The organism is Pigmentibacter sp. JX0631, assembly GCF_029873255.1.
Lineage (GTDB): Bacteria > Bdellovibrionota_B > Oligoflexia > Silvanigrellales > Silvanigrellaceae > Silvanigrella.
In genome coordinates this window covers 839,087-864,658 of the sequence record NZ_CP123622.1, presented here as the reverse complement: position 1 = coordinate 864,658, position 25,572 = coordinate 839,087, and the positions used below count along the sequence as shown (strand labels likewise).

Here is a 25,572-nt window from a genome sequence, read left to right as displayed (position 1 = left end):
CCCTTTTTTCTCTCCCTCTTATTTTGACACCTTAAAACTCAAGAAATTTTAGATAGAATCGAAATATGAACGAGCTATATGTTAAATGAGGAGAGCCCCTTGGAGAATTTTAAAGTATTTCTTGATGTTTCGGATGAAGGCATTAAGCAATCTCTTAAGGAAATGGTGGAAAAAGACTACGTACTGGCAACAGACGATAAAGATTGTGAAATCTATTTGACTGATGTGCATACAAACAAGTCACAAAATGCGGTCAATATGTTGATTGCAAACGTAGTTAAAATTCCTGATTTTAAGGGCTTATCGGATATTGATGGCTTTAATCATTATGTTGTTTATAACGAAAACGATTTTTTAGTTGAAAGAGTAAATCAGGCATTAACTAGACAATTTGCTATTAAAAAAGGATTAAAAAGTACAGATAGCAGTCAAATTATGGGAGTGCGTGCGTTAATTCAAATGGATGGAATAGCAAGCGATGCTGGTAATGGTATTCAACTTCCTATTATTAAAACGTATGATGTCAGAAGTTCAAAAGAAAGAAACAAGCTAGCAGAAGAAATGGAAAAATTCTTTGAAATGTTAGAGCCTTTAATTGGACAACAAAGTCCTACTTTTGCTCAATATGCAGTAGAAATTCAAGAAGAGCTTTTAATGAATGCAATTTGGGATGCCAATCCAAAGCATGAAAAACAGCCTAGAACTATTCCAGTAGATTTAGATGACAATGAAAAAGTTATTTTAGAATGGGGATTTAATGGAAAAGATCTCGCTATTTCAGTCAGAGATAACTTTGGTAGATTGAATCCACAAATAATGTCAAAATATGTTAAATTTATTTTTAAAACAGGTACACAAGAATCTCACCAATTAAATGATCGCGATGTCAGTGCTGGTCTTGGTATGTATATGATTTTACAAAGGGCAAATATATTATCAGTTTTTATTTCGAAAGGTAAAGTAACTGATGTAGGTGTTGTTATTTGTTTATCAAAAAAGAAAAGAGCAAAAAATCAAGCACCAAAAGTACTAGATATATTTCATGTAGATAAATAAATTTCAAATTACTGGACAATTTTTCAAAGCTAAATTGAATTGTTTAATAATGTTTGGATTATTTTTTACATATTTTTTTGAAAAATAAAACACTAATGCATTATTCGAGTGAAAAACAAATTTAAAATTGTCTTTTTCTACTAGTTTTTTATTAAAAACTTCTTGGGTAGGTTCTTCTGGTGTAAGAAAAGCATCAAAACGTTTTGCATGTAACATTTCAAATAATTGTATAAGTTCTTTAGGAGAAGCGATAACTTTATAATTTTTTTCATATAAATAAAATTCTGGTCCAGTACCAAATTTAGCTGCTACTGTTGCTGTCTTTAAAAACTCTGGATTTAAAGGATCTAAATTAGAATTTTTATTTAACACCCAAATCCATTTATAATTGGCTATTTTTTCTGTAGGTATAGCATATGAATTTCTTTCCGAGGTTATTCCTGCAGAATAAAAGGCATCTGCTTTATTATCTTTGACTTGATCTTGGGCTAATTTCCAGGGCAAAACCTTTATTGAATAATCTATTTTCATTTTTTTCAGGACGCATTTTAAAGTTTCGGTTGCACTTCCTTTTACTTGCTCGTTCTCAGTGGTTTGATAAGGAGGCCAATCTTGCGTATTGATTATAAGTACTTTTGCAAATGTTTCTGTCTTCCATGTAATAAGCAGAATTATTATTACTAAAAGTGAGAAATGTCTCATGTCTTATCCTTTGATAGTAGATAAGAAAGCTTAACATAATTCAATTAGAAAGCTAAATTTTTTAGAATAATAAAATGCTGTGGTATAGTAGCTCCGTTAAAGGTATTTTTATAAGATTTGTTTATTTTGATAAACTTACAAAATTATTAATGAAAGGAATTACACATGTTGTTTCAAACTTTATCTAGTGGTGCTAGAGACAATATTTTTATGCGTGCTAAAGGAAAAACAATTTCTCTGCCTGAAGGAAATGATGAAAGGGTTATTAAAGCAGCAGAAATATTAAAAAAAGAATTAAATATAAAAACTTATTTAGGTAACAGCCAAGAAGCTGAAAAAAATAAGCAGAAAACTTTGGATATTATGCAAAAAATTGCTGAAAAAAAGGGGAAGCCATTATCTGATAAAATTCTGCCCCTTATCGGAGATACAACTTTTGAAGGAGGAGCTAAACTTCATTTAGGTGAAGTGGATGCTGTTGTTTCTGGATGTGTAAATTCCACAGCGCATGTGATTCGTGCCGCATTAAGTACTGTGGGGTTAAAACCACAAACTAAAATTATAACAAGTGCATTTTTATTGGCTTTGCCGAAACCTACTCCAGGTGGTGAAGGATTGGTGTTATTTGCAGATTGTGGAGTAATACCACAACCATCAAGTGGAGAGTTGGTTGATATAGCTTATCTTGGACAAGAGGCATATGCTTTCTGGAGTGGTCAAACACCGCATGTTTCTTTTTTAAGTTTTTCTACAGTTGGCAGTGCTGAACATCCTGATGTTGAAAAAGTTAGAAATGCTTTTAAAATATTTACTGAAAAATATCCAAATATCATTGCTGATGGAGAAGTTCAGTTTGATACCGCTTGTGTTCCAAGTGTGGCGCAAAGAAAAAATCCACAAGGAAAAGCGCAAGGTAAAACGAATGTCTTTATTTTTCCCGATCTTGATGCAGGAAATATTGGCTATAAAATAACTCAAAGAATTGGTGGTGCAGAAGCTTGGGGGCCTATTTTATTAGGCGCAGCAAAACCTTTTTCTGACTTATCCAGAGGTGCCTCTGCTGAAGATATTGCGCATGTTGCAGCTCTTACTTTAGCTCTAAGTTAAGGGAACAGCATTTAAGTTGAGTATTTCTTGAAAAATTTTTTTCAAACAAGTTTGATCTATTTGCTGATTAATGCTGTTCGGCTCTGTTATAAATTCTATTTGTAACTTTTGATTAGTAATAAAAAAATATTTCTTATTTTTTAATACATTTTTATCAACAAACCAATTAAATTTAATATTAAATTGGTATTCAAAATTTTCAGTATAATCTAAAAAATTTTTGTCTATAGAAAAAGGATTTGTTACATATTTAAGTTTATTTTTTGTTATGTGACAAATAACCACTGTAGTTGCACTGCCTGAGTTTAAATTGTTATACTCAACAGAAAAGTTTCCCCTGCTAATAAAATATTCATTAAATAAAGTGGAATATGACATGCACTTTTTATTATAAGGGCTTTCAAAAATACATGCAGATTCAACATTTTTTTTTAAATCAACAAAGTTATTTGCTATTTTACTATTTAAATAAAAATTAATATTGTTAGCATATAATTTAGTAGAGAAAAAAAGCGTTAAAATTAAAATATTTTTGAGGACAAAATGAATATTCTGTTTCATAAAACACCTCAATTGAGTTATTCTAAAAAATAAAAATTGTACTAGTTTTATATTAAACAAATTGTACTAAAAGAGGGCTTCAGGGAATATCAAAGACATTAATTAAGTTAGCAAAATAAATGTCTGAAAGCAAAAATATTTAGAAACTTTTAAAATGCAGGCAAACCATTTACGCAGCGAAAAGTATCGCGAGCGATCATTAATTCTTCATTGGTTGGAATAACCCAAGCTTTTACTTTACTATTTGGGGCAGAAATATCTCCTTCAACTCCCAAACATTTTTCTTTATTTGCTTGCTCGTTTAATTCAATCCCTAAAAACTGCAGGCCTTCACAAATTCTTCTCCGAACTTCAGATGAGTTTTCACCTATTCCGCCCGTGAAAATAATAGCATCTGCGCCGCCCATTTCAGCTAAATATGCTCCTAAATAATGTTTTATGCGCATAGTAAACATATCTATAGCTAAAGTAGCACGTCTATCATGATGTTCTCTTTCTTCATCAAGCAGTTCACGCATGTCATTTGTTAAACCAGAAATTCCTAGTAAACCTGATGCTTTATTTAAAAGAATATCTATATCTGATAAGGTAATTCCTTCTTTATGTGCAAGATATTCAGGAATTGATGCGTCGATATCTCCCGCTCTTGTTCCCATAATTAAGCCAGCTAATGGCGTGAAACCCATGGATGTATTAAAGGATTTTCCCTCTTTAATAGAACATATTGAACATCCGTTTCCTAAATGCACAGTAATAATATTTACTTTATCTCGTTCAATACCCACTTTTTTGCGATAATGATAACTTACATAGCGGTGTGACAATCCATGGAAACCATACTTCCGAATACGGTACCGACGATAATATTGATATGGTAATGCGTAAAGATAGTTTACTTCGGGAATAGTTGAGTGAAAGGCAGTATCAAATACAACAGCATGGGGAACTTTTTCACCGAATAATGCTAAAGTTGCTTGAATTCCTTTTAGGTTAGCTGGATTGTGAAGAGGTGCTAAATCAATACAGTCTTCTATACTTTTTAGGACAGTTTTATCTACTAAAACAGATTTAGAAAATTTTTCACCGCCGTGAACAACTCTGTGCCCTATCGCATGAATATCTGTTAAAGAAAAAATTCCATCTAAATTAAGGGTGCCAGAAGTAATCTTTTTAAAAATATAATCTAATGCTGCAGAGTGATCGCGTATTGCAACGGACTCTTTAATTTCAATGCCATTTGGAACTGAAATTTTTGCAAGAGCTTGCGTACCAATTCTATCTATTAAGCCTTTGAGTTTAATTTTGTCTGTTGAACTATCTATAAGAGCTTGGTCTGTTTCAATTATTTGAAATTTAAGGGAAGAACTTCCACTATTGATAACAAGAATATTCATTATAAGACTTCTCCCTAAGTTGCTAAAATGAAAATAAGCCTTAAAGCACAAACCCATTGTAGGCTTATGCTATATCGTAATTTCAGGGTTTAAAGGAAAGAAAAATATTTATCTATTTTTTCTTAGAGAAAAAATTTTAGTCAATATTTTGTTTGAGATAAAAGAGTGGAAAAGAACAATTTTACTTTTATTTTAAACTTGCTCTTTTATTTTTGTTTCTACTAGTTTAGCTAATGCAGCACTACGTTCTGAGGCGGTTACAACAGCTGAAATGAGCATGGGTCTTAAGCCAAATTTTTCCAATTCATGAATAGCGCTAATTGTAGTTCCGCCAGGTGTAGTCACTTGGTCGCGCAAAACAGCAGGATGTATTTTTGTTTCTTGAACGAGTTTTGCAGCACCTAATACAGTTTGGGTGGCAAGTTCTATGGAAAGTTGACGAGATAATCCCATTTTAACACCACCATCTGCCATGGCTTCAATCACCATGTAAATGTAAGCTGGACCACTACCACTTAACCCTGTGACGGCATCAAGTTGATCTTCATTAGTGATCCAAGTTTTTCCTACTGCATCAAAAATAATTTTTGCTCGCTCTAAAAAATGTTTTGGAGTTTTTTTACTAGCACTTATTACGGTTGCAGAACAATCAATAGTTGCAGCAATATTTGGCATGCTTCGAACAACGGGGCAATCTTCAGAAAAGTATTTATGGATAACTTCTGTAGGTGTTCCCGCGAGAACTGAAATGACTAACGGAAAATTTTGGTTATTTAAAAACACTGATTTCCAACGTTCAATGGCTTCAATAAAATTTTGTGGTTTAACAGATAAAATAATAGTATCATTTTCATTTAGAAATAAACTATTTTTTAAATTAGGGATACTATCATAATTTAAATATGTAATTTTGTTAAAATCTAGTCCTTCGGGAAATTCTTCATGCGCGGGCAGTTCTCCCCTATCACAAACATATATTTCGACTTCATGGCCTGTGATTTGTAGCCCCCTTACAAGAGCTTTGCCTATATTTCCAAAACCAATTACAACAATTTTTCCTGAAAGAATTTTGCTCAAAGTAGCTCCTCCTATTATAACAAATTCGATTCTAATGGTATCAACTGTGAAGAGCAACGATTTATCATCTGTTAAACTCTTTAAAAGAGGAAATCTTGTATGGCCCAAAAAAAATATCTTCAGCAAAAAAGAAAAAGTATAATATATCTCGTTTTGCTTGGAATTATCTTAATAGCATTCCATCATAGGAGTTATGCAGAAACGATAAAGCAAGAAAAACAAGGAGAAATTTATGAGAAATTAAACACAAAAGTAGATTTATCTTTAAAATTTAAAAATCAATTAGGAAATATTGTTTCTTTAAACGATTTGTTGCAGAACGAAAAAGTTTTAATTATTACATTAAATTATTATAAATGCACAACCATGTGTGCCTTGCAATTTGTTAATTTAGCAGACTCACTAAAAAAACTTGGTTGGAAAATAGGAGATGGTTTTAGAATAGCAACAGTTAGTTTTGATCCAAAAGATAATGTTGATATTGCTGCTGAAAAACACAAAGTCTGGGTACCTAAGACTGGCCAGGAGTCTGCTAAATGGGACTTTTTAGTGGCTGATGAAGAATCTATTAAAAAGCTAACTAAACAATTAAATTTTTATTATGAATATGAGCCTAGAACTGGTGAGTATTCCCATGCAGCAGCTTTATTTTTTATAAAAAAAGATGGAACTTTTTATCGCTACTTATATGGGATAGTTTATGAGCCAAAAGAAATAAAACAAGCAATTATTGAAACTAGTTCTGGTGAGTTAGGTTCATTTATTGAAAAAATTATGACTAAATTTAGCAAGTATAAAGAACAGAATGGTAAATATGTTTCTATTTTAAGTAATCAGTAACCGCTGATTAATTTATCTATATCTTTTGATGCAAATTCTAATTTATTTCCTTGTTCTACTAAATTTTCTGAACAATTACTTGTTACCCCAATAGATTTCTGAATATTTGAAGTGGAACGCTCTATATTTTCCATAGCACTAGAAACTTGTTTAATTCCTATTTCTTGTTCTTGAGTAGCCATAGTAATTTTTTCGATAAAATTCGAAAGCGAGGAAATATTTTCTGAAATATCTTCAAATGATTTTTGTGCATTATTTGTTACTTCTTTTACATCATCAACTCTTTTTTTAGTTTGTTCTATTATTTTTGAAACCTGTTCTTCGCTTTTTGAGATTAAATCTTGGATTTCTTTTGATGATTTACCGCTAATTTTCGCCAAATTACCTACTTCTTCAGCAACAACTGCAAAGCCTTTTCCTTGCTCACCTGCGCGCGCAGATTCAATAGAAGCATTGAGGGATAATAATTCTGTTTTAGAGACTATGTCATTTATTACTGCTGTTTTTGTATTTATTTGAGTTATTATTTGGCTTATCTCTTGTAATTGTTCGTTAGATTTATGAATTGCTTCCATTGCTGTAACTAAATTTGACATAATTAATTTGCCACTATCTGCTCTTTCTAATGAACTTTTAGAAACATCAAATAATTCTCTTGTATTTAAAGTTGTATTATTAACTGTTGAATTCATTTGATTTATTGCTGCGGTTGTATCATGGATTGAATGGGACTGTTCGTTAATTGCAGAATTAAGAGAATCTGAACTTTCTTTTAGCGAGCTAACAACAGTTGTTATTTCTTTTGATCTACTAAAAAGATCTGTACTTAGTTTTTTAAAGCTTCTATTTAATCTTATTGTAAAAACAAAGCTAATAACAGAAATAGTTATTGTTAAAATAAGTAGTGTTAAAAGTCCTGCGAAATAAATTTTTTCTTTTAATTGAGCAGTAGTATGGAGTTCTAAAGTTTTTTTTCTGTTTCCTGCTAATATTTCACTTAAAATATCATTTACATTTAAAAAAGCATCTTCGGTTTTTATTATCAGTGCATTAATTTCTTCTCGTTTTAACTTACCTTCTTGCATATTTTTTAAAATTACAGTCAAACTTTCTTTAATGGTTTTCCATTGGTCTTTTAATTTGTTAAATTTAGTACTTTCTTCAGGGGTAAATTTACTTTCAGCAGCAAATTTATCTAAATTTTGTTCAAATGTTTTTATAGAATCATTAGCATCTTTTATAGGACCAGCAGCAACAGCTTTTCCTTCAGCATAAGGTTCAAATGCCACTCGCACTGCGACTTGAATATCTGATTTTACAATTAAGGATTGATTTAACCAATGAGAAGATTCATTAGAAGAAAGTTGTTCAATTATTAAATTACTTGAATGAATTCCAAATTGGGCAACAGCGCTTACAAGTAATAAAAATAGAGCTAAAGTACCATTTAGGAGGTTTAATTTTGCTTTTAAGGAAAGTTTATTTAATATTTTCATAAATTTCCAGTTTGATTTTTAATAATCTAAACCTAAACTTTAGCACTTATTAAAGTCGGGGCGACTTGGATCACAAAAATTCTTCCCTCCCTCAACAGGAGCGCCATCAAAATCGGCTGTAATTTTCTTTGTTTTTGTTTGTTTTTGCCTTGCTGCAACGTTATCACAAGCTTCTAAAGCTGCTTTTGCACATGCATCTGCGCTGCCTGTTTTTTTCGTTTCATCACAACTAGGTTTTCCACCACATTTTGCATAGCTGTCTTTTTCCATTCCTGGGCAAGCCTCACGAGTTACATGAATGGTGCAGGTTCCTGCGTAACTGAATTGACATGTTATGAGTGCAATAAAAACAAATAATATTTTGATAAAAAGTAAATTTGTGTGGCGCATTTTTATTCTCCTGATTGTTAGCTTAAATTATATTTTAACATGGGCTATTATTGATCAGTATTAACTAGATTTATAAAATATGCTTGGTGTCAAAAAAATTTTGTTCCTAATTATTCGCTTAAAGAGAATTTTACTAACAAATACCTTTAATATAATTTCTTTCTTTTCAAGAATTAAAGCTACTTTTAACTACCTCTACAATGATTGATAGTTCATGTAACTGCATCAGTTGTTGATTTTTAAAGATAAATTGTATACCTAATCATGCATAGAGGATCGCTATCCCCTTTGAATTTCTCAATTATATTACATTGTTGAAAGAACTTAATTATGTCTAATAGTAATCTAGAATTAAGAAAATATCGCAATATTGGTATCATGGCACATATCGATGCAGGAAAAACAACTACTTCTGAGCGAATTTTGTATTACACTGGGCGTAGCCATAAATTAGGGGAAGTACACGAAGGTACAGCAACAATGGATTGGATGGTGCAAGAACAGGAGCGTGGAATCACCATTACTTCTGCAGCAACAACTACCTTTTGGAAAGATCATCGAATCAATTTAATTGATACTCCTGGCCATGTTGATTTTACTGTTGAAGTGGAACGTTCTTTGCGAGTGCTTGATGGTGCTGTTGCGGTATTTGATGCCGCTAATGGGGTAGAACCACAGTCAGAAACGGTTTGGAGACAGGCTGATCGTTACAAAGTACCTAGAGTCGCTTTTCTAAATAAAATGGATAAAGTGGGTGCAGATCCTGAAATGTGCATTCAATCTATGAAAGAAAAATTAAATACAAATGTTGCTTTTGCACAAATTGCAATTGGGGCAGAAAGTAGCTTTACAGGAGTTGTTGATCTTATTTCTCTGCAGGCTTATATTTGGCGCTCTGACGATAAAGATACTCAACCAGTTATTCAAGAAATTCCTGCTAATTTAAAAGACGATGCTCTTTTATATCGCCAAGTTTTAGTGGAAAATCTGGCTGATTTTGATGATGAATTGGCTGAGGCCGTATTAGCTGACGCAAAAGTAACTGCAGAGCAAATTAAAAGCGCTTTAAGAAAAGCTGTTATAGATTTAAAAATTGTACCAATTTTTATGGGTTCTTCTTTTAGAAATAAAGGAATTCAGCCTTTACTAGATGCCGTAATAGACTATTTACCATCTCCTTTAGATTTACCTCCAGTGGAAGGAGTTGAAATTGAAGGAGTGGTAAAAAGTGGGAAACGCCTTTCACAAGAAGATGAATCTTTTTCAGGAATAGTATTTAAAATAATGAGCGATCCATTTGTTGGGGCATTATTTTTTATGCGTATTTATTCTGGTTCAATTAAAACTGGTGATGCCGTTTTAAATACTTTAAAAAATAAAAAAGAACGTGTAACTAAAATACTTCGCATGCATGCAAACGATAGAGAAGAATTACAAGTTGCTTCAGCGGGAGAAATTGTCGCTGTAGTAGGCTTAAAATTTGCAACTACCGGAGACACATTATGCGATGTGAATGCCCCTATTGCCTATGAGTCTATGAAGTTTCCTGATCCAGTTATTTCTCTTGCAATTGAGCCAAAAAGTAGTGGTGATTTAGATAAATTACAACAAAGTTTAAATAAATTAGCTCAAGAAGATCCTTCACTAAAAGTTTCTACAAGCGAAGAAACTGGGCAAGTTCTTATTTCTGGAATGGGAGAACTGCACTTACAAATTATAGCAGATCGTTTGTTACGTGAATTTAAAGTTAATGCAAATGTTGGTAATCCACAGGTATCTTATCGTGAATGTATTTCTATTCCTGCAAAAGCAAGCGATTCTTTCAGCAGAACATTATCTAATAAAACATTTTCAGCTAAAGTTTCTTTAGAAATTGAACCAAATAATGAAAAAAGAAATGTAGAAATTGAAGTTCCTGCAAAATCTATGGTTCCAACGAATATTGTGGCTGCTATTAAAGAAGCTCTCAATGGTTCTGTTGGGAGTGGTACTTTATGTGGTTATCCACTAGTTAATTTAAAAGTTAAAGTAACAGACTATTCTTTTGATTCGCAAGCTATTGATGATGTGGTTTATAAAGTTGCAGCAAGCAACGCTTTAAGAACGGCACTAAGTGCAGCAAAACCTGTCATGATGGAACCTATTATGAAAGTTGAAGTTGTCGTTCCACCCGACTATAGTGGTACTATTGTTTCAGATATCAATAGTAGACGAGGACATGTTGCTGGACTCGATACCAGGGGACATTTACAAGTAGTGCATGCAAATATTCCTTTATCTTGTTTATTTGGTTATGAGACTGATATTCGTTCTTTATCGCAAGGAAGAGCGAGTAGTTCTATGCATTTTTCACATTATGAAGTTCTGCCAAAGAATCTGCAAGATAAAATTTTAGGTATTATCTAAAATAAAGGTTTTTAAGGCACTCATACATGAGGATTTTTATGAAAGCGCTAAAATTAATTTTTATTTTATTCATGACAATAGATTTTAATGTTTATGCTGATAAAAATGAGCAATTGGTTACTCAAGGCAAAGGGTTATATAACCAACATTGTGTAATGTGCCATGGTGCTTCAGGAGCAGGTGATGGACCTGTTGGAAGTAATTTATCGAAAAAAATACAACCTTTTAAAAAATATAGTGACAAGCAAATTATTGATATTTTAAATGGTGGTAAAAAAGATGTTATGCCTGACTATAGAGCAACATTAACTGCAGAACAAAAAGAAGCTATAGCTAAATATATAAATTCGTTATAATCAACAAAAAGAATTTTATTTTTTAACAAATAATTTAAATTTATCATTCAATTTTAAGCTCGTCTTGACATGCAATTCAAGTGGTTCTAATTTATTCCTATTGTACTTTTAACTATTGAACTGTTTTTATATTTTAGAGGATTAATTTAAAAAATAAAAATTTTTAAATTTAAAATAAACAACACAAAAATAGTTAATTAACAATTACTAACTTCAGGGTGTTCATTAGTATCATAAATTATGAAAAGCCCAATTCATTCATTTTTTGCGAAGGATATTTTTATGCTAAACGAATATGGAATTAAAAATGCAGAAATTTTTCATAATTTACTACCTGCTGAATTATATGAACACGCAATAAAATATGAGATAGGTTCGATAATCACATCTTCGGGAGCATTATCTGCCAGATCTGGTGAAAAGACAGGGAGAAGTCCAAAAGATAAACGTATTGTAAGACATCCTGAAAGTGAAGCTCATGTTAATTGGGGTGATGTAAATATTCCAATTTCTGAAGAAGGCTTTAACGCAAATAAACAAAAAGCAATCGAATATTTTAAAGTCCAACCTCGCCTTTATGTTTTTGATGTCTTTGCTGGTTGGGACAAATCATGTCAATTAAAGGTAAGAGTAATTTGTTCAAGACCATATCATGCTTTATTTGTTTCAAATATGTTTATTTTACCAACTAAATCTGAATTAGAAAATTTTGGTCAACCTGACTGCATAATTTATAATGCTGGAGCTGAAAGCGCTGATGAAGATATACCTGAAGTAACATCTAAAACAAGTATTTGTCTTAATTTAGAAGTAAAAGAAATAGTAATTCTTGGTACTGAATATGCTGGTGAAATGAAAAAAGGTATTTTTAGTATTATGAATTATTTAATGCCACAAAAAAATATTTTATCTATGCATTGTTCAGTAACTGAAGGTGAGCAAGGAGATGTAAGTATTTTACTAGGTTTATCAGGTACAGGAAAAACAACTCTATCAGCGGATCCAAAAAGAAAATTAATAGGTGATGATGAGCATTGTTGGAGTGATCAAGGAATTTTTAATATTGAGGGTGGTTGTTACGCTAAATGTGATCACCTTTCCATGGAAAAAGAACCAGATATTTTTCAAGCAATTCGTTTTGGAAGTCTTTTAGAAAATGTTATTTTGGATCCCAAAACTAGATTAGCTGATTATAATGATTTAACTATCACAGAAAATACTAGGGCTTCATATAAAATTGATTATATACAAAATTCTAAGGTACCATGTGTAACTAGCCATGCAAATAATATAATCTTTTTAACATGCGATGCTTTTGGAGTTTTTCCGCCGGTAAGTTTATTAACTTCAGAACAGGCACTTTATTATTTTATGAGTGGCTATACAGCGAAAATTTCAGGAACAGAAGTTGGAGTAAAAGAGCCTTCAGCAACATTCTCAGCATGTTTTGGCGCACCTTTTATGGTATGCTCTCCACAAAAATATGCCGAATTACTTGATGAAAAACTAAAAACTTTTCCAAAAGTAAAAACTTGGCTTATTAATACAGGATGGACTGGTGGAGGTTATGGTTCCGGAGAACGTATTTCTTTAAAACACACAAGAGCTATACTTGATTCTATTCATGCAGGAACGTTGAAGGATGAATCTTTTAAAAACTTTGAAGTCTTTAATTTAAAAATTCCAGTCAATGTAAGTAATGTTCCAAGTGAAATATTGGATCCTAGAAATACTTGGAAAGATAAAGAAGCTTACGATCTTTCAAGAAAGAAAATAGCACAAATGTTTATCGATAATTTCAAAAAAATAAAAGGCAGTTCTTTAATTGCTCAAGTAGGTCCGCAATTATAAGATTATATTATTACTTAATACAAAAATTACTTCAGCTTTAAATATAAAGTAAACTTTTTTTATTCTTGGTTATGGTTGAATCAGAAGAAAAAAATTAATTTATTTCTTAATATTCTTGCTAAAAATAAAATTTAAATGTACTATTAAGCATAATTTTATCTTTTTTTCATTCTGTTTTTTAATCTAGAATAAATTAATTTTTTAAGGTCTACTAAATAAATGAATATTACTAAATTTATTTTGTTTTATTTATCTTTTTTTTCTTTTTCGATATTAGCTAAATACAGGTTGATTTTTATGATGAGATTGAAGAAAAAATTCAAAAATAAACATTTAGGGAATTAATAGGAGTATTAAAATGAAACGCTGTTTAATATTTTTCTGTTTCTTTTATTCTTCACTATTTTTTTGCAATGCTTTTGCAATTTTTAAAGTTGAATTTATAAACCAAACAAAACAAGATTTAATTTATAATCATACGTATGATATTTCTTCAATTGTCCCCTCTTTTGCAGTCTTAATTTTAGAGGCTAAAAAGAAAACACACATTCAAGATAATGAAGCTATATCTTTTAACAACTTTAGAATTTCATTTTATGATACTGAACAGCCTTGTTCTTTAATAACTTTTTTTGGTGTAGATTATCCACACGGATGGGGTTTAACAATAAAAATAAATGGAAAAGATATGGGAACAATATGTGCAAATAAAAAAATGTTAGTTGATCCAACAATTCAAGCGCGTTTAGAATATTTCAAAAATGATAATGAAGATAATTATTTACGTTTTTCAAATATTGGTTGGTGGCAAAATAGTGATAAATTACCAAGAACTATAACTATTCCTTTATGACTAATTTATTTTAAATGATATTATTTTTTCTAATTATAATTTCTTCTGGATCAAAATTTTATATTTACTTAATGTGATTGATAAGGAAAGATCTATATTTTAATTCGTATTAATTAGTAACTAAACGCCATTTTTGTTGTGGCTGATCAACACAGTCCCAAATTTGAACTGGAGTTCCATTAGCAGGATTTGCGCCGCGAACATCGAGACATCTGCCACCAAGGCCTTGGAAAAAGTTGTTAATAAAACCCCAATTTTGAGCAGGAGTATTATTACAATCCCATAAATGAATTGGTGTTCCATTATATGGAATTCCATATTGAACATCTAAACATTTTCCACCTATACCTATAACACGGCCTCTATCGAAGTACCATTCTTGGGCTGCTGATCCATTACAATCCCATAGTTGAACAGGTGTTCCATTAGCTGTGCCTGAAAAGCGCACATCGAGGCATTTATCATTTAAACCTCTGATGGAAAAAGCACTTGCTGCGAAAGATAATGGCAATATAGTACATGCAATAGCAACTTTAATTAACTTCATACTTTTGTAAGACATATAAATTCTCCTTGTTAAGTATTAGGTGAACACGAAATAAAAAATTAATTGCATATTTGTTTTCTAGCAATTAAAAAAAATCGCCATTCCTTTGACTTATTCAATTTTTCCAATATTAAATGGAATTATTCAAAGTATAGTTTTTAAGAATCATTGTGATAAAAGAAAGCTATTTGCCTTTTATAAATTTTACTGCATGAGCAGTTTTCAAAAATAATTAAAAATTCTGAAAAATAAAAACTTGTAAATTTTTTTTGCAAAATTTAAAATAAAAATTTTCAACATTTAAAGGTTGGAAATTAATTCATCTCTTGCAATAATTTTTCCATTTAAAATAATTTTTTGAATAGAATTTACATGTTCAATTTTATCGAGTGGATTTTTATCAAGAAGGAGTAAATTTGCGGTCTTATTTTTTGCAATTGAGCCTATTTTTTCATCAAGATTAAGAAATTTAGCGTTATCAATAGTTGCTGCTTTTAATATCTGAGAATTTGTGACTCCAGCTTTTGACCAATTAAGCATTTCTAAATATCCATTGTATCCTGGTAAATTTGTATGAATTGCGGCAGACGGAGTATCGCTACCAAATAGTAAAAATGCATTGCGTTTTGCTAAATAATTTAATGCTTGTTGTCCCTTATTAAAAACTTCAAGAGCCTGTTCTTTAGTTATACCTGATTTTATTTCGTTTGCGACGATCTGATTTTTTTCATTTTTTAGCCAGTCCAGTAATTTTTTTGGAATTATTTTTCGAACGTCTTCTTGTTCTAAAAAATTATGATCATAAAGTGACAATATTCCGTGCATAACTTGTGTAGTTGGTTGATAAGCTATTTTGTAAGTAATAAGTTTATTTAGAATATTTTTAACTTCAGGAGGGAGCTCTTTTGGATTGTAATTTAGATTTCCCCATCTCCAAAGACCGTGGGCATATCCATCATGATTTAATTCTATTGTTTCATTATATGCTTCAAGTGAATTAGCATGAACAATAACTGAAATTTTATTCTTATGGGCTTGATCTATGCTATAAATGAAACTTTTTTCTGAAAGGTTAGGTAACGATTCATTTTTTTCAAAACCTTTTTCATAGTACAATTTCAATATAACTCCATTATTACTAATAATATTGCTAATAGCGGTATTTATTTGAGTTTTGTAATTTTTTGCATTGCTGTCAATAGAATGAAATGAATGATCACTTTTTAGAAAGTGTAAAGGATATCCTCCTTTTTCTGCCATAGGCCCACCACTTATTAATAATTGCGGATGGAAAATATTTGAATTAAATTCTTCAACTCCTTTTTTATTTCCAAGCGATAAATCAAGAATTGTGGTATATCCAAAATACAAATAACTTTTTGGAAGTTGAACATAATAATTTTTTACAATATCTTTATTTAATTTACTTAGTTTTTGTTGAGAAGTCATTCCTGGAATACTTTCAGTATGTGTATGTGTATCTATAAATCCAGGAACTACATATTTTTGGTTACAATTAATTACATTAATATTTTGAGTTTCATTTTTATATAGTCCTTGTTGGACATTTTCAATAATGTCATTATTAATTTCAATATACCCCAGAAAAGGAATAAAATTGTTTTCACTAGTAATTATTTGAGCATTATTTAATATATATTTATTATTTGGAAAGATTGGGAGAATAAAAATTAATGTAATAATTAAGTAACAGAATCTACTTATAATTTTTGTTGCTTGCATTGGTTTTAAACTCCTTACTGCAAAAAGAAAAAATGATTTATTATTATAGTGGAGTCAAGTAAAAATATTTTTTTATTTTTTTAAAATATTAAATACAAATATAAATTTTTTAGATGAGAAGATAAATTTTGTAAAATTTGAAAAACAATTGATTGAAGTCTTACTCTTTTTATAGTAAACTTCATTGCTTTATTGTTATTTTGTTTTGAAAGGATAATGGAAATGAGTTCAATACATCAACGGCGCGGACAATGTCATTGTGGAGCAATTTCATATATTGCTGAAGGAAAAGAAGTTTATCACTCCTTGTGCCACTGTACTGATTGTCGACGTTGGTCAGGCGCTCCAATGGTAGGATGGATTGCTTTTAAAAATGAACAAATTAAAATTACCGGAAATCCTATTGCGTATTCTTCTTCTAAGAATGCGCAACGTTACTTTTGTGGAGCCTGTGGTACAGGGTTATTTTATCGGAATGAAATTATGCTTCCTGGCTTAATTGATATTCATTCTGGCACATTAGATGATTTAAGTGCCAATCCTCCTGATTCTCAAGTTATGGTAAAAGAAAGAGTTTCTTGGCTGGATCACTTTGAAAAATTACCTAAATTTCAAACTTACCCAGGTAAAGATTAGTTCAGGGTTTTATGTGAAACTCTATTCTATTTTCAATGAGCAGAGAGTTTCATGTACAAGCTATAATATATTCTTCTCCACTGCTGGGAAGAAAATCGTCTTTTCGATTTTTAAAATATAAATTAATGATATCTTTTTTTCCTACGTGCGTTACTTTTTTAAATCCTGCATTTTTAGCATAAGTTAACAGCTCTTGCGGTGAGAAGAAACTGAGAAAAGGTGTACCTGCTTGTTTTGCGCGCAATATTACCTGTTTAAAGTTATTTTTATCTTTTTCTTCTAGTAGTTCTATCGGCAAAATAAAACTAATAATTACTATTGATCCTTGAGGGAATTTTGCAAATTGCACTAACAATTGTAAATTTTCTTCTTTGGAAAGATATAATGAAACTCCAGCAATTGCTGTTATTGATGGGGATTTAAAATCAAATTTAGATTTTATTAATTTTTCATACCAAGATATTTTTCCTGATAAATCAACTGAAATATAATTCAAATTTTTAGGTTTAGTGTATTTTAAAGCTTTTAAGCGTGAAATTTTCCATTCTTGAGTTTCTTTTATATCAATTTCAAAAATTGCTACTTTATTTTCCAATTCAGGGTGACGTTGAACAAAAGTATCTAACCCTGCTCCAAAAATGAGATATTGTTTCATTCCAAATTTTATTTTTTGAATAACAATGTCCTCAATAAAACGGCTTCGAGCTACGATACTTGCTCTAAAACCCTTTGTATTTTCTAAATGCATATCAGGTCTTGATTGCCAATTTATTTCTGGATTGATTAGTTTTAAAGCAATTTTGTCTTTAAAGATATAAGGAGGTAAATCTTTTAAAACATGTAAAGCACGCCATAATGCCACTCGCACAGCCGTAGGATCTGGTAATAAATTGTTTTTTATTGATAGTGATTTTTCTTTATGTTTAATATTTTTTAAATAATTTTTATAAGTTCTTTTTCCTGGCAATAACTTTATTGAATTCCAAGCGGCAATAGCTTCTTTTTGTGATTTGTTCTTTTCAAAAGCAAAAAAATCTCGAATAAATGCCATATACTCAAACTGTGACCCAATTTTACTTTTATAGCTTTTCTCTTTTTTTAATTCTTCACTTTGCTTCCAGCCTTTTACTAAATCTGCATAGGTTAATTTAGAATTTTTTTCTAAATTTTTTTTTTGCAAATTCTCTTAAATACTCATTGAAATGAAAATTTTTCCCTATTTGTTGGATAAAAAAAATTCTCGTTTTAGAATCATTTCTAAAATTTTTAACTAAAGTTTGCAATGTAATATTCCCATCACTATCTTTAATTATTGATTTTTTAGTAACTACTTCACTAGCAAGTATTTTCCCTGTTTTTAAGAAGTGAGCTATTTGTTTTTGTAATTGTTCTTTAGAACCAGAAGTTGGGAGCTTATTTTTTCGACAAAAAATTCTTAACTCTTCTTTTAGCCAATAGTAATTCAAAAAGTCTTCAACATTCATTTTTAAAGTAAGCAACGGTCTTTTGGTTTTCATAATTTCCTATTTTGCAAAAGTAAATAAAAAAAATTCCATTAAATTATTTCATTATTATGAGTTTTTTTAAAGCATTGTTTTTTAATTTCATATTTAATAAAATAAGAATGCATCTAAAAAATTAATGATATAATTTTTTAGATGCATTCTTAGTCCAAAGACTGTCACTCCAAATTTTTCGAATAAATTCTCTTTGCTGTTAATACCACAAAGCTGCGGAGTACACCCCCTTGCACCAGGAATTTGATCCCAACCAAGAGGTGCTTCTTCTTCTGGTTTTCCCGTTCTAGGGTAACAAAACACAACAACTTTATTTTTTATTGTGCTTAATGGGGAATTGGTAGATTTTTGGGTATATCAAATATACTGTCTTTTCGCATACAATATTCCTACTGAAATTTTTAAATATTTTTATAAAAAAAGTAAGAAACTAGACACTAAGGTATTTTTGGAAAAGTCAAAAACTATTTTCCGAAATATTTGCACTAATTTTATCACAAATATTTTCTAATGGAAGACAACTCAAACTTTTCAATGAAAAAGGATTTTGCAAATGTACCCCTATTTCATCTAACGAAAGTAGAGGGTATGAAACGAGACCAACAATAATTGCGGAATAAATATTTGTCTTGTCATTCATACAAAAAGGTAACAATATAATAAACATTAATATAAATCTTCTTATTTTAATTGCCAAAACAAATGGAATTGGTGTCGATGCAATTCTTTCACATGCGCCAACTGAATTAAGTAATAATAAACGTTCATTTTGTAAAAGATGAAATACGTATGAATTTATTTCAGAGCATAAATATTTTTGAAATAATTCATCTAACTTAATAGCAATAAATGTTGGTTTATGAGGATGATTATTCATTTGTTCTAAATCATCTTGAGTTAAAAACTTATTTATTTTAGTTGTGCTGAAGTCATTCCTTAAACTATTCATGATCACGTACGGCCAAGCTGCAAGGTATTTTAATATTTTCTTTTTTTCTTCATCATTTTTACAATGAACTTTTACCATTATCGACAAATTTCTTGATTGATTAACAATGTTTCCCCATAATTTTCTAGCTTCCCACCAGCGCTCTAGTCCAGCATTAAGTCTTAAAACTAAAAGCACTCCAAGTGCAAAACCAGTGTATTGGAATGGGCTTATAGGAAAAGTTGATATGGGGTAAATTTTTTCGAGCGAACTAGCAATATATGCATACAACATAAAGAAAAGGACTCTATGAATTACAACTGGTGTAACAGAACCATTCCATGTTACAGCAGTTCTAAAAAATGATTTTTTTTCATGTTGATTTATGAAGTAATACTTTTCATAATTCAAATCGACTTGGTTCATTTAGAACCTCTTCCTTTACTGCGACAGATTTTACAAAACTTTTCTGCATGTGATCATATATCATTACTTCACCAGTTTCAAATTGATATACCCAACCATAAAGTCTAATTTTATTTTGTCTTAGAGCGCATGATACAGATGGATGTGTTTTTAGATTATCAGTTTGAGTCAATATATTTTCTTCAATTACATCCATTAAATTAAAATCATTATTCTTGCTGCATGCTAATACTCTTTTTTTGGTTGTTTGTGCATGTCTTAGCCAATGTTTTACAGAAGGAAGGCTATCTAAATCAACTTTATCCATGAGTGCTGCCATGGCGCCGCAGTGAGAGTGTCCGCAAATTACGATATTGCTAATCTTTAAGCCATCAATTGCAAATTCTATCGAGGCTTCTTCTCCTCCGCCTGAAGCTCCATAAGGAGGTATAATATTTCCCGCATTGCGTATTACAAATAGTTCTCCAGGTTGGGTTTGTGTCAATAAATTAGGATCAATTCTGGAATCTGAACATGTAATTAGCAACGTATGTGGTTTTTGCCCTTGCGACAAAGTTTCAAAAAGATCTTTTTGTTCTGGGAATACATTTTCGGTAAATTTCCTTAATCCAGGCATCAGGTTTTTCATAATTTGTTCCTTTAAGTTTTCGCCTATTATTATTCAAAAAAAATAATTTATCAAGTAAATTTTTTTTTGAATCAATAAAGTTGCTTTATGTATTTTTAATTTATCTTTAAAAATATAAAATAGTTTTGCAATAAAAATAACTTGCATTTTTAAATTTAAAAATTATTATTACATTAACATATAATAATATATTTAAATGAGGTAGAAAATGCTAAAAAAAATATTTCTCGCTAGTACTCTAGTCTGTTTGCAGCAAAATTCTTTTTCACTTCCTACTGTTTCTTCTCTATTAGATAATACTGATTGGCGAGGCACAAGTTGTAGTAGTTATGGGGATGGTTTATTTCAAGGGACTTATAATTATGTTTTTAAAGATAACAATAGAGTAGAATCATACTTAGAATATTATGATGACTATCATTGTACTAAATCTTCTAGCAGAACTGATGCTCAGGTCATAGGAAAATATGAAGTTAAATCATTTACAAAAGATTCACAAGGATATTCAATAAGTCTAGCAGTAAAAATGACTCACTTGCGTGAAATAGTAAACTTTAATATAAAACTAAATGAAAATAATATGAAACTTTGTTGGGATAATAGATGGTGTTCAAATTTAATTAAGAGATAAAAAAATTCATTTTTTATATTTTCAAATAAGAAGGTAGAGAATGAAAGTAACAAATATTTTTGATTTATCAGATAATAGTAAATTAAAGAATTCAAAAAATATTAATGGTAATAATTTTAAAGAATTTGCGGTAGAACTAAGTAAAGATTGGCTTGGAGTTTTACAAGGAAAATCTCTTTTACAAGATGCTCTTTCCGCAATTACAGTCGCTTCAGTTGCATTACCGCTTAATATTGCCCTTGCCGTTGCTTGTGGACTTCCTGCTAGTTCCGGTTTGTTAGCTGGAGCAATTGGCGGGGGGCTCGCTGCAATATTTGGCGGAGCTCGTTTACAAGTTACAGGTCCAGCTGCGGCTTTAAATGTAATGGTATTGGCAATCACAAAAGATTATGGGCCAATAGGTGTTTGCTTTTCCTGTTTACTTATTGGCTGCTTTCAAATTCTTTTAAGTTTTATTTCAGCTGGAAAATTTATTAAATTTGTCCCTGAAGCTGTGTTAGCTGGTTTTACAACTGGTGTTGGAATTAAATTACTAGATTCACAAATTCCTCAGTTATTTGGTTTTGACTATTCCATTCTGCACATTCTTAAAAGCTTTGATGATTATAGATGGCTGCATGAAGTTTCATGGTTTGCAGTGATTTGTGGATTATTTGTTGCATTCCTTGTTATTGCTTGTAAATCATTTAAAAGACTACCAGCCTCTTTTATTGCAATTGTAATTGTCACTGCCCTATCTGCACATTTGAATTGGAGTATAGAGAGAGTTGGTGCAATTCCAAATTCTCTTCCTTTTCCTAGTTTTCCTTGGGTGGCTTCTGATAAACTATTAAATTTATTTTTTGCAACAATTCCTTTAGCTTTTTTAGCCTCAGTTGAATCATTATTGTCAGCGCAAGCAATAGATAGAATGACTAATTTTAAAAAACCACATAATTCAAATTTAGAATTATTAGGGCAGGGAATTGGGAATTTAGGTTCTGGTTTAGTTGGCGGCATGCCTGTTTCTGGTGTGATAGTTCGTTCAACTGTGAATGTTCAAAGCGGAGCGAAAACAAGATTGTCAGCATTTTTGCATGCAATTTTACTAATTGCTTCAATCCTTTATTTTAGTCAAATTATGGAAGCAATTCCATTGGCAGCTTTGTCTGGTTTACTATGCGTCGTAGGTTTTCGTTTAGTTGAATTTAAAAGTCTTTTTCATTTAATGAAGGAAAGTAAATTCCAAGCATTGTCTTTTTTAGTAACGGCTATCGGAACAACTACTGGACATTTAATGCTTGGATTATTTTTAGGTATATGCATTTACTTTTTAAATCGTCTTTTTGAGAAAACAACTACTGATGAGAAATTAGCGGATAAAAATAAACAAGCAAAATCAAAAAAAATCAGAGCACTTATAGATACAATTGATAAAAAAGAAAATCTTTTAAAAAAGAAACATATTAATCTCGAAAAAGAAAAAAATAGTTGGTTTGAACAAATTCGTGATAAAGCTTCTTTTGCTGCTTCATCATTCGTTCATCATAAAGCTTCTATTATAGGTAAAGTAATTTTAGGGGAACAAGTACATATTGCCGCAGAAAGTTCTATTCGAGCAGATGAAGGCACGCCTTTTTATATTGGAAATTATTCTAATATCCAAGATGGTGTAGTGATACATGCTTTAAAAGAAAAATGGGTAACAGTTGGTGAAGATGATTGGGCTGTTTATATAGGTGAAAACGTTTCTGTTGCTCACCAAGCTCTTGTTCATGGACCTTGTTACATTGGAAACAATTCATTTATTGGATTTCAAGCTATAGTCCATGATTCTATTATTGGTTCTCATTGTTACATTGGAATAGGCGCAATCGTAGTTGGTGTCGAAATACCTTCTGGAAAATATGTCCCTCACGGAAGTGTGATAGATTCTATTGATAAAGTTGAGTTACTTCCATTAGTGACTGATGCTCATTTGCATTTTAATGATGATGTTGTTGAAGTAAATAAAGGACTAGTAAAGGCGTATAAAAAACACAATACAACATTTTCAGATTCCAAAACAAATTTACTAAATATAGGTTCAAAATTAAATTTACAAAGTGATAAATTTTAAATGGAGTAATTAATGATTGAGCAAATTTTTTTAGGTTTTATTTTAGGGTTTTTAGTTTATCTAATTTTTACATTAAGAAAGATTTTTTTTCAGGTTCAAGAAGGTCATATAGCTACTATTATTTCTTTTGGAAAAGCAAAATCAAATGATACTTCAAATTTTAACTTAAAAATTTATAACTCAGGACTTCATTTTAAATTTCCTTGGGAAAAAGTAAAGAAAATTTCAATTAAGGAACAAATTTTAGATTTAACAATGTCTGAAACAGCAACAATGCTTATGACGACAGACGGAACTCTTTTAAAAATAGAAGCAAAACTAAGATACACTCCTTTGCTAAATAATATTTACTCAATTCTATTTTCTATGGAGAAACCCAAAGAGCATATAAAAAATTTTTTTAATGGGTTAATGCACCAAGAAATTGGTAAATTTAGTAATGGGAAAATGTTATCATCTGATAAAGATAAGCAATTAATAAAAGGATCATATGCAATTTTAAGAACTGAACGAAGTAAATTAAATTTACAAATAAATGAGTTGTGCAGTGATAAATTTCGGGAACATTATGGGTTTCAATTTGAAGGAATCGATATTATCGACATATTACCTCCAGAAGAACTTGCTCAAGCATTAAATGCTGTCATTCATGCTCAAACGGAAGCTGAAAAAAACTTTGCTTTAAAAGAAGCAGAATGTGAGCAGAAATTGCTTGCAGCGAAAAAAGGGATTGAAATTGCAAAGTCTAAAGCAAAATCTGTGAAAGCAGAAATTTTAACTCAAGCAAAAATTCTTGAAAAGTTAAGTGATGTAGGAACTCTTCAAGAATATATCCAAAGAAGAGAAATCGAAGTATATTCTGAAGCAAAATTATCTTACGTAAAGAGGTTAAAATGAATATAAATTCATTAAACTATGTAATAGGAATTATAGCTGGTTGTTTAGTTATACCATTTATTGTTTTTATTTTTAGAAATATCACTCTTCAAGTTGAAAATGAAACTCAAATATTACTATGCAAATTTGGGAAATTTATTAAAGTAATTGAAAAGCCAGGGTTACATTTTCAATTTGATAAAATATTTCCCTGGGTAAAATTTATTACAGTTTCTTTGAAAAAAGACTTTAGATGTATTGAAGAAATTCATGTTAATGATCAAAGAGGTACTACAATAATTGTTGATTTATTTTATGAATTTAAAATATTTTCCCCTACTATGGCTGCTTTTCAAATTGAAAATGTAGAAAAATTTATGCATAGTACGGTTATTAGTATGACAACTACAATTTTAGGAACTTTTGAATTTAAATACGTCTTGGAAAATAGAGATTTAGTTAACAATATATTAAAAAAAGAAATTAAAAATAGATTAGAAAAATGGGGAATTCATTTAGAAACAGCTTTTTTAAGTAGAATAAGTTTACTTACAGAAGTTTCTAAACAATTATTTGATACGGTTTCAGCGCAATTAGAAAAAACTAAAGCCGACATAGAAGAAAACGGAAAATTAGCTGTCCAGCTACTTGAAGCACAAACTGCGGAAAAAATTTCTGAATTAGTTGCTGAAGCTAAAGGTCAATATAGTTTAAGTGTAAGCGAAGCCTACCAAAATTTAGTTAGAAATCGAGAAATTTTTGAAGGATATAAAAAACTATATCAATTGTCTCTTCAAAAACCGCATAGAAGCATTGTTTTTCAAGGTTTTGACACTTCAGAATTGACTTCAATAGATTCGGCAATGACAATGGTCACATCGTTTGATGATAATACATATGTCAATGGTCCCAAAGTTTCTGAACTCTCACCCTCAAATTTGCAACATTTATCCAATTGCTAGCTTAGAGGGTTTTTCTTCTGAATTTAAAGGAGCTTTTCAATGAAATTACTGTTAACTTTTTCATGTATCGGATTATTAGCCATTCAATCTTCTGCTTTTTCATCAGAATTTTCTACTAAATGGAATATTAAGAATAATGCGAAAGAAAATATAGCTTTAAAATGTGAATTAGCAGATTCAGAAATGCAAATTTCAATGTCAACAAAATCAATTGCTCCTAGTAAAACCGAAAATTTTGATTGGGGCGATAATTATTATAATGATGGATTATGGCTTAATGCTGGATCTTGGAAATGTCAGGCAAAAAATAAAACTAAACTTCCAGCAGAGTTTGACGCATTTAAAACCGATTGGGGTGAGTCCATAGCACTTGTTGTCAATGAAATTGATGGAAAATTAAAATTAGAAAAACTTGAAAAATCTGATTCCTCAATAGCAGTTAAAGAAAAAGTGAAGCCAAAATAATTTGTTAATTTTTTTGGCTTATTTAT

The 25,572-nt window shown here is 30.4% G+C and carries 25 protein-coding genes; 13 read left to right on the top strand and 12 right to left on the bottom strand.

Going from position 1 to position 25,572, the window contains the following annotated elements:
• The first annotated feature begins 99 nt into the window (after positions 1–99).
• Complete coding sequence (locus QEJ31_RS03685) at positions 100–1,056, top strand: hypothetical protein (protein ID WP_280592448.1); 957 nt, start codon at positions 100–102, stop codon at positions 1,054–1,056.
• 3 nt (positions 1,057–1,059) lie between these two features.
• On the opposite strand, the gene QEJ31_RS03680 is transcribed toward QEJ31_RS03685, so the two are convergent.
• Positions 1,060–1,758: a transporter substrate-binding domain-containing protein gene (locus QEJ31_RS03680; protein ID WP_280592447.1), complete on the bottom strand. Its 699-nt coding sequence runs from the start codon at positions 1,756–1,758 to the stop codon at positions 1,060–1,062.
• Between the two features lie 165 nt (positions 1,759–1,923).
• Between QEJ31_RS03680 and QEJ31_RS03675 the strand changes: the two genes are divergently transcribed.
• The gene (locus QEJ31_RS03675) at positions 1,924–2,865 is read left to right on the top strand and encodes a phosphate acyltransferase (RefSeq protein WP_280592446.1); all 942 of its coding nucleotides are present in this window, start codon (positions 1,924–1,926) and stop codon (positions 2,863–2,865) included.
• On the opposite strand, the gene QEJ31_RS03670 is transcribed toward QEJ31_RS03675, so the two are convergent.
• The 3 genes from QEJ31_RS03670 to proC form a co-directional block, all read right to left on the bottom strand.
• Positions 2,857–3,426, bottom strand: coding sequence for a hypothetical protein (locus QEJ31_RS03670; protein ID WP_280592445.1), 570 nt, complete (start codon positions 3,424–3,426; stop codon positions 2,857–2,859). The two genes, QEJ31_RS03675 and QEJ31_RS03670, sit on opposite strands and share 9 nt — an antisense overlap.
• 149 nt (positions 3,427–3,575) lie before the next feature.
• Entirely contained in the window at positions 3,576–4,820 is a 1,245-nt protein-coding gene (locus QEJ31_RS03665) for an acetate kinase (protein ID WP_280592444.1), read from the bottom strand.
• A gap of 192 nt (positions 4,821–5,012) precedes the next feature.
• Complete coding sequence (proC, locus tag QEJ31_RS03660; protein WP_280592443.1) at positions 5,013–5,897, bottom strand: pyrroline-5-carboxylate reductase; 885 nt, start codon at positions 5,895–5,897, stop codon at positions 5,013–5,015.
• Between the two features lie 99 nt (positions 5,898–5,996).
• Here proC and QEJ31_RS03655 point away from each other — a divergent pair, with 99 nt between their 5' ends.
• A complete protein-coding gene (locus tag QEJ31_RS03655) occupies positions 5,997–6,737 on the top strand; it encodes an SCO family protein (RefSeq protein WP_280592442.1) in 741 nt (246 codons plus the stop codon).
• Here QEJ31_RS03655 and QEJ31_RS03650 read toward each other — a convergent pair.
• Positions 6,731–8,233: a methyl-accepting chemotaxis protein gene (locus QEJ31_RS03650; protein ID WP_280592441.1), complete on the bottom strand. Its 1,503-nt coding sequence runs from the start codon at positions 8,231–8,233 to the stop codon at positions 6,731–6,733. The genes QEJ31_RS03655 and QEJ31_RS03650 overlap by 7 nt on opposite strands.
• Positions 8,234–8,272: 39 nt before the next feature.
• Positions 8,273–8,623 carry a hypothetical protein gene (locus QEJ31_RS03645; protein WP_280592440.1) on the bottom strand — a complete coding sequence of 117 codons (351 nt, stop codon included), beginning with the start codon at positions 8,621–8,623 and terminating at the stop codon, positions 8,273–8,275.
• A 330-nt stretch (positions 8,624–8,953) separates the two neighbouring features.
• Here QEJ31_RS03645 and fusA point away from each other — a divergent pair, with 330 nt between their 5' ends.
• From fusA to QEJ31_RS03625, 4 genes are all read left to right on the top strand, one after another.
• Entirely contained in the window at positions 8,954–11,029 is a 2,076-nt protein-coding gene (gene fusA / locus QEJ31_RS03640) for an elongation factor G (RefSeq protein ID WP_280592439.1), read from the top strand.
• Positions 11,030–11,067: 38 nt separating this feature from the next.
• Positions 11,068–11,385: a cytochrome c gene (locus tag QEJ31_RS03635; protein ID WP_280592438.1), complete on the top strand. Its 318-nt coding sequence runs from the start codon at positions 11,068–11,070 to the stop codon at positions 11,383–11,385.
• Between the two features lie 282 nt (positions 11,386–11,667).
• Positions 11,668–13,236, top strand: coding sequence for a phosphoenolpyruvate carboxykinase (ATP) (gene pckA / locus QEJ31_RS03630; protein WP_280592437.1), 1,569 nt, complete (start codon positions 11,668–11,670; stop codon positions 13,234–13,236).
• Positions 13,237–13,594: 358 nt separating this feature from the next.
• Positions 13,595–14,089, top strand: a complete 495-nt coding sequence (locus QEJ31_RS03625; protein ID WP_280592436.1) for a hypothetical protein — start codon at positions 13,595–13,597, stop codon at positions 14,087–14,089.
• Positions 14,090–14,198: 109 nt separating this feature from the next.
• On the opposite strand, the gene QEJ31_RS03620 is transcribed toward QEJ31_RS03625, so the two are convergent.
• On the bottom strand, positions 14,199–14,651 hold the full coding sequence (locus tag QEJ31_RS03620; protein WP_280592435.1) for an RICIN domain-containing protein: 453 nt from the start codon (positions 14,649–14,651) through the stop codon (positions 14,199–14,201).
• A 285-nt stretch (positions 14,652–14,936) separates the two neighbouring features.
• Entirely contained in the window at positions 14,937–16,379 is a 1,443-nt protein-coding gene (locus QEJ31_RS03615) for an amidohydrolase family protein (protein ID WP_280592434.1), read from the bottom strand.
• A gap of 222 nt (positions 16,380–16,601) precedes the next feature.
• On the opposite strand from QEJ31_RS03615, the gene QEJ31_RS03610 reads away from it, so the two are divergent.
• On the top strand, positions 16,602–17,015 hold the full coding sequence (locus QEJ31_RS03610; protein ID WP_280592433.1) for a GFA family protein: 414 nt from the start codon (positions 16,602–16,604) through the stop codon (positions 17,013–17,015).
• 49 nt (positions 17,016–17,064) lie between these two features.
• On the opposite strand, the gene QEJ31_RS03605 is transcribed toward QEJ31_RS03610, so the two are convergent.
• The 4 genes from QEJ31_RS03605 to QEJ31_RS03590 all read right to left on the bottom strand — a co-directional run bounded on the left by QEJ31_RS03605 (position 17,065) and on the right by QEJ31_RS03590 (position 20,514).
• Positions 17,065–18,195 carry a class I SAM-dependent methyltransferase gene (locus QEJ31_RS03605; RefSeq protein ID WP_280592432.1) on the bottom strand — a complete coding sequence of 377 codons (1,131 nt, stop codon included), beginning with the start codon at positions 18,193–18,195 and terminating at the stop codon, positions 17,065–17,067.
• On the bottom strand, positions 18,164–18,532 hold the full coding sequence (locus tag QEJ31_RS03600; protein WP_280592431.1) for a hypothetical protein: 369 nt from the start codon (positions 18,530–18,532) through the stop codon (positions 18,164–18,166). Before QEJ31_RS03600 ends, QEJ31_RS03605 begins: the two co-directional genes overlap by 32 nt.
• 457 nt (positions 18,533–18,989) lie before the next feature.
• A complete protein-coding gene (locus QEJ31_RS03595; RefSeq protein WP_280592430.1) occupies positions 18,990–19,886 on the bottom strand; it encodes a bestrophin family ion channel in 897 nt (298 codons plus the stop codon).
• A complete protein-coding gene (locus QEJ31_RS03590; RefSeq protein ID WP_280592429.1) occupies positions 19,861–20,514 on the bottom strand; it encodes a carbonic anhydrase in 654 nt (217 codons plus the stop codon). The genes QEJ31_RS03595 and QEJ31_RS03590 overlap by 26 nt, the downstream gene beginning before the upstream one ends.
• Before the next feature lie 208 nt (positions 20,515–20,722).
• Between QEJ31_RS03590 and QEJ31_RS03585 the strand changes: the two genes are divergently transcribed.
• The 5 genes from QEJ31_RS03585 to QEJ31_RS03565 are packed head-to-tail and all read left to right on the top strand — an operon-like array spanning position 20,723 to position 25,546.
• Positions 20,723–21,145 carry a hypothetical protein gene (locus QEJ31_RS03585; protein WP_280592428.1) on the top strand — a complete coding sequence of 141 codons (423 nt, stop codon included), beginning with the start codon at positions 20,723–20,725 and terminating at the stop codon, positions 21,143–21,145.
• A 40-nt stretch (positions 21,146–21,185) separates the two neighbouring features.
• Positions 21,186–23,243, top strand: a complete 2,058-nt coding sequence (locus tag QEJ31_RS03580; RefSeq protein ID WP_280592427.1) for a SulP family inorganic anion transporter — start codon at positions 21,186–21,188, stop codon at positions 23,241–23,243.
• Positions 23,244–23,255: 12 nt separating this feature from the next.
• Entirely contained in the window at positions 23,256–24,140 is an 885-nt protein-coding gene (locus QEJ31_RS03575) for an SPFH domain-containing protein (protein ID WP_280592426.1), read from the top strand.
• Positions 24,137–25,081 (top strand): SPFH domain-containing protein, encoded by a 945-nt coding sequence (locus tag QEJ31_RS03570; protein WP_280592425.1) that lies wholly within the window; start codon positions 24,137–24,139, stop codon positions 25,079–25,081. Before QEJ31_RS03575 ends, QEJ31_RS03570 begins: the two co-directional genes overlap by 4 nt.
• A gap of 39 nt (positions 25,082–25,120) precedes the next feature.
• Positions 25,121–25,546 (top strand): hypothetical protein, encoded by a 426-nt coding sequence (locus QEJ31_RS03565; RefSeq protein WP_280592424.1) that lies wholly within the window; start codon positions 25,121–25,123, stop codon positions 25,544–25,546.
• Positions 25,547–25,572: the final 26 nt, after the last annotated feature.